The following is a 13,220-nucleotide window of genomic DNA, read 5'->3' as shown; positions in this document are numbered from 1 at the left end:
ATAGGTATGACCATGGCGACCTCTACTCAGGCAACACCTCAGGCTCCAGGCGTCTGGCTGGCGACCGCCGACACCCAGCGCTACCAACAAGTGGAACAGCGGGTGGTCGGCCAATTGCTGCAAACCCTGCTGTATGAAAACGTGCTGCCGTACCGCCATTCACTGCTGAGTGGCAGCCAATACCGTTTTGTCGTCAGTGGCGTTGATGCGCAGCAACAGCCGGTGGAGTACCACTGCACCGGTTTGCTCAGCGCCAGTTTCGAACTGATCCGCCTCGATTACCCGAGCCTTGAGCGCGTAGACGCCAACGGCAAACACAGCCAGCCGCATCTGCATCAGGCGTTGGCTGAACTCCTGAACGAGCTTCAGGACAGTCCGCACCTGCCACGCTTCACCCATGAACTGGAACAAACCCTGCTCAAGGATCTGCAATCACGCAGCCAGGGTTATCAAGCGGTCCTGCCAAGCCATCAGTTGGACGCCGATGCGCTGGAACAGCACTTCATGGATGCCCACAGCTATCACCCGTGCTACAAATCGCGCATCGGTTTTTCGCTGAAAGACAACGCCAACTACGGACCAGAGTTCGCCGCGCCGGTTGCCATCGTCTGGCTCGCCGTGGCGAAAACCTGCGGGGCGATGAACATCTCCCGGCACCTGAATTACGACGACTTCATCCAGCAGGAATTCGGCCTTCAACGCTGGCAAGAGCTCGCTGAAAGCCTCACCGACCAAGGCAAGTCAATGGGCGATTACTGGCTGATGCCGGTGCACCCGTGGCAGTGGGAAAACGTCGTCGTTCCGGTGTTCTACCCGGAACTGGTCAGCGGTGAAATCATCCATCTGGGCACCACCGATGATCGCTACCAGGCCCAGCAATCGATCCGCACCCTGGCCAACGTCACGGACAAACAGCGGCCCTACGTCAAGCTCGCGCTGAGCATGACCAACACCTCCAGTACGCGCATTCTGGCCCGGCACACGGTGATGAACGGACCGATCATCACCGACTGGCTGCACCAGTTGATCCGCAGCGACAGCACCGCCCGCGACCTCGGCTTTGTGGTTCTCGGTGAGGTGGTCGGCGTCAGTTTCGACTACGACCATCTGCCCACCACGCGCATGTCCCAGGCCTACGGCACCATGGGCACGCTGTGGCGCGAAAGCATTCACCAGTACCTGGAAACCGATGAACAAGCGGTGCCGTTCAATGGCTTGAGCTCGGTAGACAATCGCTACGGCGACGGTGAACAGACGCCGTTTATCGACCCCTGGATCCAGCAGTACGGCCTGCACGCCTGGACCCGCCAACTGCTGCAAGTCGCGGTGTCGCCGATCATTCACATGCTCTACGCCGAAGGCATCGGCATGGAATCCCACGGGCAGAACATCGTCCTCATCGTCAAGCAGGGCTGGCCGCAACGCATCGCCCTGAAAGACTTCCACGACGGCGTGCGCTATTCGCCGCAGCACCTCGGACGCCCCGAACTGGCGCCGACTTTGGTGCCGCTGCCGGCGAGCCACGCCAAGCTCAACCGCAACTCGTTCATCCTCACCGACGACGTCGATGCGGTGCGCGACTTCTCCTGTGATTCGTTCTTCTTTATCGCCCTGGCCGAGATGGCGATCTTCCTGCATCAGCACTATCAACTGGCGGAAAGCGAGTTCTGGCAGATGACTGCCGAAGTCATCAGCGCCTACCAGCAAGCACATCCGCAACACCGTGCGCGTTATGAAGCGTTTGATGTATTCGCGCCTTTCTACGAAGTCGAGGAACTGACCAAGCGTCGCCTGCTCGGCGATGGCGAACGTCGATTCAAGAAAGTGCCGAATCCACTGCACGCCTTCCGGTCGCAATCATGCTGAGGAGCAATCTGCTCAAGCAGAAACTCCAAAAGGGTGAGTCGGCCTATGGCCTGATCAGCTCGATTCCATCCCCAGCGGCCATCGAGTTGATCGCCGAAGCCGGTTTCGATTTCGTGATCATCGACATGGAACACGTGCTGATCAACCCGGAAACCGTGGAAAACATGATCCGCACCGCCGAGAGCTATGCGCTCACGCCACTGGTGCGGGTCGCGGACCTCAACCCGAAAACCATGCTGCGTCTGCTCGATGGCGGCGCCCAAGGCATTGTGTTGCCGATGATCGAAAGCCCCGAGTCCCTGGCCGAAAGCATCCGCGCCTGCAAATACCATCCGCAGGGCAGCCGCAGCCTGAATGCCGGACGCCCCGGTGCGTTCGGCAAACACAGCCTGGCGGAGTACATCGGCCTGGCCAACGAGCAAATCATGATCGTGGCGATGATCGAAAGCGCCGAAGGCGTGAGGCGTGCAGCGGAGATTGCCGCCGTGCCGGGGCTGGACATGATCCTCGAAGGCGCTGCCGATTTGTCGCAATCGATGGGAACGCCGTGGCAGATCGACCGCCCCGAAGTGCAACAAGCGCTGCTCGTCGGTTGGCAAGCTGCCAACGCGGCGGGCGTGCCGTACTGCGCGATTCCACGTCAGCCGGGCGACCACGAACGCTGGTTGGCTCGCGGCGTAAACAGTTTTGTTTTGGGTGACGAGCGTGGCATCGCTTTTCGTGCCCTCCAGGCCAAATTGGCCGCCACTTCAGCAGAAGGAAAATAACCCGATGAACTTCACCACAATGGCCGCCGACAGGGTGATGCAGGATCTCGTCGATTGTTTGCTGGCCGAACACTTCTTCGGGACCGAGCCGCTGAACCTGACGGCGCCCGCTGCCGATCAGCCGTTTACCGGGTTGAGTGCCGAACAGCGCATCTGGGAATGGCGCGGTTCAATCCTCGTCGCCCTGCGCCCCGGCATCACTCAAGTCTGGGAGAAAGTACCGGGCACGCCGGTATTGGGGCGCGAGAATGGTCAACTGACTGATCTGTCGCCCGAAGCGTTCATGACCCAAGTGCTGGCCGGAATGACCGACCGCTATCAGGACAATGAAAAGGGCTTCGCGCTATTCCTCGATGTGCTGCGCACCAGCGTGCGTCAGACCGAGTTGTCCCTGGCGCATCGGGTCAACAGCGAGCGCTTGCTGGAAAAGAGCAACGCCGACTTTTTCCTGACCATGGAGCAATGGGCGTCGCTGCGTGATCGTCCTTACCACCCGTTGGCCAAGGCCAAGCAGGGTTTGAACGACGCGGAATATCAGCACTATCAGGCGGAATTCGCCCGGCCGGTGGCGCTGAACTGGGTCGCCATCGACCGCACGTTGCTGCAATGCGGCGACGGCGTGACCGACCTGGCGCAACAGCGTCCCGCCGACTACTTGTTGCCATTCGCGCTGCACGCCGGCCTGCAACATGAGATGCAGCAACGGGGCATTCACGAGAGCCACATCGCGTTGCCGGTGCATCCGTGGCAGTTCGACCACGTGCTCGAAGCGCAACTCGGCGATGCCTTCGCCAAGGGTGATTGCCAGCGCCTGGACTTCACCGACGGTGACTTCTTCGCCACCTCGTCCTTGCGCTCGATGACCCCGTGCTTCAACAGTGCCGACTACCTGAAGTTGCCGATGGCGATCTATTCCCTGGGTGCTTCGCGTTATCTGCCCGCAGTGAAAATGATCAACGGCGGCTTGAGTGAAAAGTTGCTGCGTCAGGGCTTGGAAAAAGACGAAACCCTGCAACAGAAACTGCACCTGTGCGATGAAACCAAGTGGTGGGCGTTCATGCCGCCGGACGCGACGCTGTTCGACGAAGCGCCACGTCATCTGGCGGCCATGGTCCGTGGCTATCCGCCGACGCTGTTGGAAGATAAAGACACCCGACTGATCCCGATGGCCGCCCTCGGCACGCCGCTGCCCGGCAGCAATCAGCACTTCTTCGATGACTGGATGGCCTACCGTCAACTGCCGGCCAACGCCGCGTCTGTGATGACGCTGTTCCGCGAGTTGTGCCACAGCTTCTTCGACATCAACCTGCGGATGTTCCGCATTGGCATGCTCGGCGAAATCCACGGGCAGAACGCGGTACTGGTTTGGAAGGCCGGTCATGCCCAAGGGCTGTTGCTGCGCGATCACGATTCGCTGCGCATCTTCGTGCCATGGCTGGAACGCAACGGCCTCGCCGATCCGGCGTACCGACTGAAGAAGGGCCACGCCAACACCCTGTATCACGAGCGCCCGGAAGACCTTTTGTTCTGGTTGCAGACCCTGGGCATCCAGGTCAACTTCCGCTCGATCATCGAAACCCTGGCGCTGGTTTACGCGTTGCCGGAACGCGGTTTGTGGACGGCAATGGGCGAAGTGTTGAACGAGTTGATTGACACCATCGACTTCGACCCCGAAGCTCGCGCGATGATTAAACAGCAATTGTTCGAAGCACCCCACTGGCCGCAGAAACTGCTGCTCACGCCGATGATCGAGCGCGCAGGCGGCCCCGGCAGCATGCCGTTCGGCAAAGGCCACGTGGTGAACCCCTTCCACCGGTTGAATAATGAAGCCTGAACCACGATGTCAGCCCTCCAGGCGCACGCTGTTGCGCCTGTCCTTGGGCCTGCTTGCACTCCGGTACTCGCTACCGGCGTGGGCGCAAACCGACGCCGCGCCGCTGCGGGTGGTCACCCTGTTCCAGGGTGCCTCCGACAGCGCCGTGGCGTTGGGCGTTACGCCATGCGGTATCGTCGATTCCTGGAGCGAAAAACCGACCTATCACTATTTGCGTTGGGCGTTGGAGCAGGTGCCCCATGTCGGGCTGGAAACCCAGCCCAGCCTGGAGGACATCGCGCTGCTGAAGCCGGACGTGATCATCGCCTCACGCTTTCGTCATGAACGCATCGCCCCGTTGCTCAAGCAGATCGCCCCGGTGGTGATGCTGGAGGAAGTGTTCGAGTTCAAGAAGACCCTTGCCCTGATGGGCATCGCCCTGTACCGCAAGCAGCAAGCCGATGAGTTGCTGGGCCAATGGCAACAGCGCGTGGCGCAACTGCGCCTGCAATTACAGCAGAAGTTTGCCGGGCGCTGGCCGCCAACGGTGTCGATTCTGGATGTGCGTGAAGACCATATCCGCAGTTACCTGCCGGCGAGTTTTCCGGGCTCGGTCATCACCGAGTTGGGCTTTGACTGGAGTGAAGCGAGCAGGGCGGCGAGCGGGGTGTCGATCAAACTCACCAGCAAGGAAAGCCTGGCGGTGGTGAATGCCGATATTTTCTTCATCTTCTTGCGCGCGGAGAAAGCGGCAGTGCAGCGAAACTACGAAAGCCTGGTGCAGCACCCGCTGTGGCAGCAAATGCGCGCGCCGCAGCAAGGGCAAGTGTGGCGGGTCGACGGCGTGGCCTGGAGCCTGTCGGGCGGCATGCTCGGCGCGAACCTGATGCTCGATGACGTTGCGCGTCTGGTCACTGCCTCATGAGCAACGCGTTAAAGATGTGGAGCGCGGGCGTGGTGTTGCTGTTGAGTTGCGTATTGAGTCTGGCGGTCGGCGCAACGTGGATTCCGTTGTCGCAGATTTTCGCAGCGTTTGTGCATCCCGATCCGTTGAGCGTGAGCCATGTGCTGGTGACCACCACGCGCCTGTCGCGGACCTTGATGGCCATGGCCGTGGGCGCGAGCCTCGCGGTGGCCGGCGCGTTGATGCAAGCACTGACCCGCAATCCGCTGGCGTCCCCCGGCCTGTTCGGGATCAACGCCGGCGCGACGTTTTTTATCATCCTCGGCTCCTCGCTGTTCTCCCTGGCGTCCCCGGATGCCTGGCTGTGGTGCGCGTTTATCGGCGCGGCGGTGGCGGGCAGTCTGGTGTGGCTGATCGGCAACATGGGGCAGGGCAGCCTCAGCCCGTTGCGCATCGTGCTCGCGGGCGCGGCGATGGCGGCGCTGTTTTCCGCGTTCAGCCAGGCGTTGCTGGTGGTGAATCAGGATGGGCTGGACACGGTGCTGTTCTGGCTCGCGGGATCGTTGACCGAACGCAGTCTGTCGGTCGCCGCGCCGTTGTTGCTGTGTGGCGTGCTCGGTTTGTTCGGGTCGATGTTGCTGGCGGGTCAGGTCAATGTGCTGAACGCTGGCGAAGAGATTGCCACTGGCCTTGGACAGCGCACGGGTTTGATCCGGTTGATGATGGCGGTGCTGGTGGTGTGTCTGGCGGGCAGCGCGGTGGCGTTGGCCGGCAGCATCGGTTTTATCGGTTTGCTGGTACCGCACATGGTGCGCAAGGGCTTGTCCATCGATCATCGCTGGATGCTGCCGGGGTGTGCGCTGCTTGGTGCGATTGTGCTGTTGCTGGCGGACACCTTGTCGCGGGTGCTGATCCTGCCGCAAGAGGTGCCGGTAGGCGTGATGACCGCGCTGTTCGGCGCGCCATTTTTCATTCTGCTGGCGCGGCGTGGAGGTCGTTATGGATAAGGTTCTGACCTGGCGCCGCAGCGGGTTTTCCCGGCGCATCAATGTTGCGACATTGTGGCGCTTGCTCGCGGCGCTGCTGGTGACCGCGCTGATCATGCTCGGCTCGCTGTCCTTGGGCAAAGTCATGCTGTCGCCGCTGGAAGTGTTGCGCATATTGCTGTCGAGCCAGGACGCGAGCCTGACGTTTATCGTCGAGCAACTGCGCTTCCCGCGCTTGCTGTTGGCGGCGCTGGTGGGCGCGGCGTTGTCGGTGTCCGGGCTGATCCTGCAAAGCATCATCCGCAACCCGTTGGCCTCGCCGGACTTGCTGGGCATCACCAGTGGTGCGAGTGCGGCGGCGGTGTTGTACCTGTCGTTCTTCTCCGTGGCGTTGGGTCAGCAATATTTGCCGTTGGCGGCGATGCTCGGCGCCGGGCTGGCGGCATTGGCGATTTATTTGCTGGCCTGGAAGCAGGGGACTTCACCGCTGCGCCTGGTGTTGATCGGCGTCGGCATCTCCGCGATGTTGACCGCCGCCACCACCTTCATTCTGGTATTCAGTCCGCTGACGACGACCCTGTCCGCCTATGTCTGGCTGACCGGCAGCGTGTACGGTGCCAGTTGGCCGGAGCCGCTGGCGCTGGGCAGTTGGTTGCTGGGTATTTGTCCACTGCTGGTATTCCTGGCGCGGCAGGTGATGGTGCAGCAACTGGATGACAGTCTCGCTCAAGGCATCGGCGTGCGCGTGCAATGGTTGCGCGCCGGTTTGTTGCTGGTCAGCGTGGCGTTGGCCGGTGCGGCGATTGCCTGGGGCGGGGCGATTGCGTTTGTCGGGCTGATTGCGCCGCACATTGCCAAGCGCCTGGTGGCGCCGGGTTTCGGCGGTCAGGCGGTGATGGCGGCGTTGGTCGGGGCTAACCTGGTGGTGCTGGCTGATCTGGCCGGGCGCACGCTGTTCTTGCCGCTGGACCTGCCCGCCGGGATTTTTGTCGCGGTGCTGGGCACACCCTTTTTTCTCTATCTGTTGATTAAACAACGTCATTAAGGAATTCAACGTATGACGTCGATTGCAAGTCGCGGCCTGACCCTGAGTTATCAGCGCCAGGTGATTATTGACGCGCTGGACATGCAACTGCCCCAGGGCAAGATTTCGGTATTGATTGGCAGCAACGGCTGCGGCAAAAGTACGCTGCTCAAATCCTTCGCCCGGTTGCTGAAACCGCAGCAGGGCTCGGTGATTCTCAACGGTGTGGATATCCAGCAAAAGTCCACCGCCGCCGTGGCTCGGGAGTTGGCGATTTTGCCGCAAACGCCGAGCGCCCCGGAGGGGATTACCGTTCGGCAACTGGTCGCTTTGGGGCGTTATCCGTATCAGAGCTGGATGCAACAGTGGTCGACGGAAGACGAAGCCATGGTCAATCGCGCGTTGACGCAAACCAGCCTGCTGGCCCTGGCGGATCGCCCGGTGGATGCCTTGTCTGGTGGCCAACGCCAGCGGGCATGGATCGCCATGACCCTGGCCCAGAACACCGGCATCGTGCTGCTCGACGAACCGACCACGTTCCTCGACCTAGCCCACCAGATCGAAGTGCTGGACCTGCTGCGCGATCTCAACCGTCTCGAGAACAAGACCATCATCATGGTGCTGCACGACCTCAACCTGGCCTGTCGTTACGCCGACCATATGGTGGCTGTGCACAACCAGACCGCGTTCGCCCAGGGCCGGCCCGATGAGGTGTTGACCGAAGCATTGGTTAAAACCGTGTTTGACCTCAATTGCCGGATCATCCCTGATCCGTTTTTCGGCACGCCGTTGTGCATTCCGTTTGGCCGGGAACTGCCGCAATGAATCTGGCGGGGCACTTCTCCGAGGCGGAATGGGCGGTGTTGTCCGGCGGGTTGCGGCTCAAGGACAGCAACGAGCGTGATCCGCTAAGGGCGTTGATGGCGCGGGACTTGTTGCAAGAGGACGTGTGCGTGCAATTGCTGGACAGGTTAGGCCCGGTGATCGGCTCGCCAACCCGGGCGATCACCGCCTCGTTGCTGGGCAAGCGCTTATCGTTTCTGGCGACCGGCGCGTGTTTGTATGCAATGTCGGTGTATGACAAAGGGCTGCTGCTGACCCTCGACAACGCGGTGGTCGAATATGGCCATGATGACGGGTTGTGGACGTCGTCGTTTCCTTTGCTCCACGGCCAGCCACTGACCTATGGCGCCAACGAACGCGAGGCCTGGCGCGAAGCTCTAGTGCAGGGACTGTTCGCCGGGTTGCTGAAACCGTTGTGGCAAACCTTCAACAAAGTCACGGGTGTTTCCCGGCGCATCCTCTGGGAAAACACGGCGGTGCGCGTGTATTCGCTGTATGAAAAACGCATGGCGAAAATTGACGATCCGACGATCCGTGAACGTTATGAAGCAGACTTCCAATGGCTGCTGACCCAAGCCGACCCCGCGCTGTTCGGCCTCGATTACAACCCGCTCAGCCATTTCCGCCGGCCGCCGACGCTGGTGGACGAGGGGCAGCGCAGCATTCGCTTTCGCCGCACCTGTTGCTTCTACTACCTGGCCACCGAGCCTGCTGAATACTGCTCGACCTGCCCACTGCTGCGTCCGGGGAAAAAATGTCGATGAGTTATCAGATCAACCCTCGCCAGCAAAATCTCAGTCCGGAGTTGATCGCCAAGTACCAAGCGATCCCGGCGTCCACCCTCGGCCACTTTTCCGACCACGGCTTCCTGCGCGGGATCAAACCGGTGTTCAACGACATCCGCATGGTTGGCAATGTGGTCACGGTCAAAGTCTTCCCGCCGGATGGCAGCATCTTGCGTGAGGCGCTGTTGCTGAGTGAGCCGGGTGATGTGTTGGTGATCGAATGCGTGGGCGATCAGGAATGCGGCTGCTGGGGCGAATTGCGCACCCTGGCTGGACTGATTAAAGGGCTGGCCGGGGTCGTGGTGTCGGGCGCGGTCACCGATGTCAGCGCCTTGCGACTGCATGGGTTGCCGGTGTTTTGTCGCGACGTCAGTGCGTACACCACTCGCGGCATTGGCGCCCAAGGGGAGGTGAATCAGCCGATTCAAATTGGCGAAATTCAAGTTCATCCGGGCGACCTGGCCATCGGCGACGATGACGGCGTTTATATCCTCGACGCCAGCCGCGCGGCCGACCTACTGCCGGAATTATTGGCCAAAGAAGAAACCGATCAACGCCGCCGCGCAGAATTCCTGGAGAGACTCGCAACCCGACGTACGCAGAACCTGTAGGAGCGTTTTTCATTGATTGGAAGCAGCGTTCTTCGTCGATCTATTGCCGCGCAACGCAGCAATACTTTGATTCTTCGGTCAGTTTTTTTGTAACAGGTTGTTTGCCGCAAGCGCAGAAACCTTTAAAGTTAACCTTTCGGTCAGCTTTGCACTGTCAATTCAGCCTTTTGCTTCGTCCAAAAGCGCTTCTGCAAGACGCGAGATCCCCAGAACATAACCAGAAGGGCGGACCCATAACCGCCCAGAGGATGATCCATGTCCAACCGTGAAATATCCCGGCGCTCGTTCCTTCAGGGCGGGCTGGTGGCGGGTGTGAGCGTGACGCTTACACCGCTCAGCTCCCAGGCGCTGGCGGCCTTGATGGAAAACAGCGTGACCGTGCCGTCCGAGCAATGGCTCGGCAACAACGGCAAGGCGCGCCAACGTAACGATGCCTTGTCCAAGGTCTGCGGCAGCAAAGTCTTTGCCCGCGACATCCGCGCCAAGGACATGCCGGGCTGGCCCCAGCAGCAGGGCCACGCCATGTTGCTGAAAATCACCAAGGCCGACCGCATCTACGCAGGCATAGACCTGGCGTGGCTCGGCGCCGACTTGCAGCCCGACCGCATCGTCACCGCAGCCGACCTGGACAAGGACGGCATCGTCTTCCCGGAAGAGCACGCCCCCGATCCGCTGCTGCCGGAAGGCAAAGTGCCGATGTTCATCGGTCACCCGGTGGCGATCCTGATCTGGAATGACTTCGAGCGTTTCCGCCAGGCCAAGGCCAAGCTCAAATTCAATGACAAAGCCATCCGCTACGGTGCCCAAGTGCCGTTCTACGAAGGCGATCCCTACGGCAGTTTCCGCTATGTGCGGGTCGGCGGAGCGACCTCGGCGGACGAAGATGAATTCGCCAGCCTCAAGGATTCGATCCTGTTCCCGATGCTGAAAAACCGTCGCCCGGTGTGGAATTCCCAGCCGGACCTGCACGGCAACCTGACCGAGCGCGGGCTGTTTTACGCCGACCGCATGAAGCAGCAAATCGACGCGCCGCCGGACAACTGGCTGGTGTTCGACGAGCGCTACAAAACCCCGTCGATCGAACCGGCCGCCATGGAGCCGGACAACGGCAACGGCTGGTACGACCCGGCAACCAAGACCTTGCATTTTGTGGTTGCGACCCAGTGCCCGTTGGAAGCCGCCACCGAAACCGCGAAGATGATCGCGCCGTCGCGTTTCGGCCTGGCCAACCTGAACATGCACCCCGGCTATACCGTCGGCTACGGCTCAAAAGACCACAACATTTTCGTCTACTACGCAGCGCTCGCCGCGTTGTACGGCGCCGGTGTGCCGGTGCGTCTGGCCAACGACCGCTACGAACAATTCCAGAGCGGCATCAAGCGTCACCCGTTCGACATCCGCTATCAATTGGCCGTGGACAAGACCGATCACAGCTTCAAGATTTTTCGCGCCGAGATGAGCGTCGACGGCGGCGGGCGGATCAACTACAGCCCGTCGGTGGCGGCGGTTGGCGCCACGGCGGCGCAGTCGATCTACTACATGCCGCAGAACGATTTACAGGTCACGGCCTACCATTCCCGCGCCGTTGAAGCCGGCTCGATGCGTGGCTACGGCACGCTGCAAAGCATGGCCTCCACCGAGATGATGGTCGATGAAATCGCCGGTCGCCTCGGCATCGACGCCATCGACCTGCGCAAGAAAAACGCCATGGTCTCGGGCATGAAAAACACCCAGGGCGCAGTGCCGGCCGGTGCCTTGCGCCTGCACGAAATCCTCGACAAAGCCGCGGTCCACGAAGTCTGGAAAAACCGTGACCTGATCAAGCTTAAGCGTGAAGCCGCCGACCCGGATCACTGGTACGGCGTCGGTTTCGCCATCTGCCAGAAAGACTTCGGCACCGGTTCCGAAGCGCCGATGGCCAGCATCGAATTCACCGCCGAAGGCCACGTGACTCTGCGCCATATCGGTATCGAAATCGGCACCGGCATGTCCACCTCGCAAGCCCTGGTGGTGGCGGATTTCATCGGCATCCCGGCCACGGAAGTGAAGACCGGCGAAACCGAATGGAAAGAGTTGCAGCTGATCACCGGCGGCAACCCGTACATCATGAGCCAGGCTGAGCAGGATGGTTTTCTGCGCAACCCGCGCTGGGTCGGCAAACTCGCCTCGGCCTCGTCGGCGACCAACTCCGCCTACTACTTCAGCCACGCCACCCGCGAAGCGTCGCGCGTGCTGTTCAACCACGGTTTGTGGCCGGCGGCATTGCAGATCTGGGGCCAGGGCCCTTACGGCGGCCAGGCCAACCCGTACGTGGTGCGCCGCGAAGACGCGCATTGGGTCGACGGCAAACTCACCGCCAACGGCATGCAGCCGCTGAGCTTTGAGCAGTTGGCGAAACACGCCCACGACAAAGGCCTGGTGACCGGCGCCACCGTGCACGGTTTCAACCGCTGGAGTTGGGCCGAGGCCGAGTTCAGCATCGACGGTGTGCGCGAGCGTCTGCCGCTGGATGGCTTGGCCGTGAAGTACGGCGACGGCGCGCCGAACGCGAAGAAAGCACAGATGACCAGCAACGGTTTCCATCTGCTGGATCGTCAGAACGTGCATTACCCGGACACCCAGTTGAACAACGCAGCGGTGACTTACTACAGCCCGGTCGCGACGCTGGTGGAGTTGAAAGTGAACAAGGGTTCGGCCGAAGTGCAAGTGCTCAACCATCACTCGTGGGTCGAGTGCGGTCGGGTGCTGGTGGAAGAACTGGTCAAGGGCCAGCTCGAAGGCGGGATCGCCATGGGCATCGGCCATGCGCTGCTTGAAGAGATGCCGCTGTACGAAGGCGGGCCGGGGGAGGGTGACTGGAACTTCAACCGTTACCGCTTGCCGATGGCGCGCCACGTTGCGGTGTGGAATCAGACCGCCGAGATCCTGCCTCCGCTGTCGCCGAGCGATCCATCCAAGGGCATTGCCGAAGTGGTGATGATCCCGGTGGTCGGCGCCATCGGTAACGCCGTGGCCCATGCCATCGGCAAACGGGTCCGCGACCTGCCTATCACTTCCGCACGCATCAAGGAGGCCCTCAATGGCTAACCGTCCGTTTCAACTGACCCTTAACGGTCAATCCGTCGGCCCGGTGGACATCCCTGATGACCTGCCGATGATCGACTACCTGCACGAATACAAAAACCTCACCGGCTCGCGTCTGGGCTGCGGCCAGGGCATCTGCCATGCCTGCGTGGTGATCGTCGACAACCCGGACGGCACCAGCGAAGAAGTGCGCACCTGCATCACCGGCGCGCATTACTTCGAAGGTAAGAAAGTGCGGACCATCGAAGGCCACGCGACCCGCGACGAGCAGGGCAAAGTCACCGAACTGAACCCGATCCAGCAGCGTTTCGTCGATGAATTCGCCTTCCAGTGCAGCTACTGCGCGCCCGGTTTCGTCAACGCCGCGACGGTGTTGGTGGAAAAGCTGCAGCGCCAACCCATCGTCAAAAGTCAGCTGGAAAAAGTCATCGAGGACAGCCTCGGCCACCACGTCTGCCGCTGCACCGGCTACGTGCGCTATTACAGCGCCACGCGCAACGTGCTGACCGATCTCGGCCTGGTCAAGGAGGGTTAAGC

The 13,220-nt window shown here is 61.2% G+C and carries 11 protein-coding genes; all 11 read left to right on the top strand.

Annotated elements, in window-relative coordinates; genetic code table 11:
• Window positions 1–6: 6 nt before the first annotated feature.
• The 11 genes from HKK53_RS09745 to HKK53_RS09695 all read left to right on the top strand — a co-directional run bounded on the left by HKK53_RS09745 (window position 7) and on the right by HKK53_RS09695 (window position 13,218).
• Window positions 7–1,866: an IucA/IucC family protein gene (locus tag HKK53_RS09745; protein ID WP_169370652.1), complete on the top strand. Its 1,860-nt coding sequence runs from the start codon at window positions 7–9 to the stop codon at window positions 1,864–1,866.
• Window positions 1,860–2,633, top strand: coding sequence for an HpcH/HpaI aldolase family protein (locus tag HKK53_RS09740; RefSeq protein ID WP_169370651.1), 774 nt, complete (start codon window positions 1,860–1,862; stop codon window positions 2,631–2,633). The genes HKK53_RS09745 and HKK53_RS09740 overlap by 7 nt, the downstream gene beginning before the upstream one ends.
• A gap of 4 nt (window positions 2,634–2,637) precedes the next feature.
• Entirely contained in the window at window positions 2,638–4,467 is a 1,830-nt protein-coding gene (locus HKK53_RS09735) for an IucA/IucC family protein (RefSeq protein WP_169370650.1), read from the top strand.
• Window positions 4,457–5,371 carry an ABC transporter substrate-binding protein gene (locus HKK53_RS09730; RefSeq protein ID WP_169370649.1) on the top strand — a complete coding sequence of 305 codons (915 nt, stop codon included), beginning with the start codon at window positions 4,457–4,459 and terminating at the stop codon, window positions 5,369–5,371. The genes HKK53_RS09735 and HKK53_RS09730 overlap by 11 nt, the downstream gene beginning before the upstream one ends.
• Complete coding sequence (locus tag HKK53_RS09725; RefSeq protein ID WP_169370648.1) at window positions 5,368–6,357, top strand: FecCD family ABC transporter permease; 990 nt, start codon at window positions 5,368–5,370, stop codon at window positions 6,355–6,357. The genes HKK53_RS09730 and HKK53_RS09725 overlap by 4 nt, the downstream gene beginning before the upstream one ends.
• The gene (locus HKK53_RS09720; protein WP_169370647.1) at window positions 6,350–7,381 is read left to right on the top strand and encodes a FecCD family ABC transporter permease; all 1,032 of its coding nucleotides are present in this window, start codon (window positions 6,350–6,352) and stop codon (window positions 7,379–7,381) included. Before HKK53_RS09725 ends, HKK53_RS09720 begins: the two co-directional genes overlap by 8 nt.
• 12 nt (window positions 7,382–7,393) lie before the next feature.
• Window positions 7,394–8,185, top strand: coding sequence for an ABC transporter ATP-binding protein (locus HKK53_RS09715; protein WP_169370646.1), 792 nt, complete (start codon window positions 7,394–7,396; stop codon window positions 8,183–8,185).
• On the top strand, window positions 8,182–8,967 hold the full coding sequence (locus HKK53_RS09710; protein WP_169370645.1) for an IucA/IucC family C-terminal-domain containing protein: 786 nt from the start codon (window positions 8,182–8,184) through the stop codon (window positions 8,965–8,967). Before HKK53_RS09715 ends, HKK53_RS09710 begins: the two co-directional genes overlap by 4 nt.
• A complete protein-coding gene (locus tag HKK53_RS09705) occupies window positions 8,958–9,599 on the top strand; it encodes an RraA family protein (protein ID WP_169370644.1) in 642 nt (213 codons plus the stop codon). The genes HKK53_RS09710 and HKK53_RS09705 overlap by 10 nt, the downstream gene beginning before the upstream one ends.
• 255 nt (window positions 9,600–9,854) lie before the next feature.
• Window positions 9,855–12,686 carry a xanthine dehydrogenase family protein molybdopterin-binding subunit gene (locus HKK53_RS09700; RefSeq protein ID WP_169405735.1) on the top strand — a complete coding sequence of 944 codons (2,832 nt, stop codon included), beginning with the start codon at window positions 9,855–9,857 and terminating at the stop codon, window positions 12,684–12,686.
• Window positions 12,679–13,218, top strand: coding sequence for a (2Fe-2S)-binding protein (locus tag HKK53_RS09695; protein ID WP_169370643.1), 540 nt, complete (start codon window positions 12,679–12,681; stop codon window positions 13,216–13,218). The genes HKK53_RS09700 and HKK53_RS09695 overlap by 8 nt, the downstream gene beginning before the upstream one ends.
• Window positions 13,219–13,220 lie beyond the last annotated feature (2 nt).

The organism is Pseudomonas sp. ADAK7 (assembly GCF_012935675.1).
In the GTDB taxonomy this organism is placed as follows: domain Bacteria; phylum Pseudomonadota; class Gammaproteobacteria; order Pseudomonadales; family Pseudomonadaceae; genus Aquipseudomonas.
Note: the sequence above shows the minus strand (reverse complement) of the source record. Positions and strands in the feature narration are given on the sequence as shown.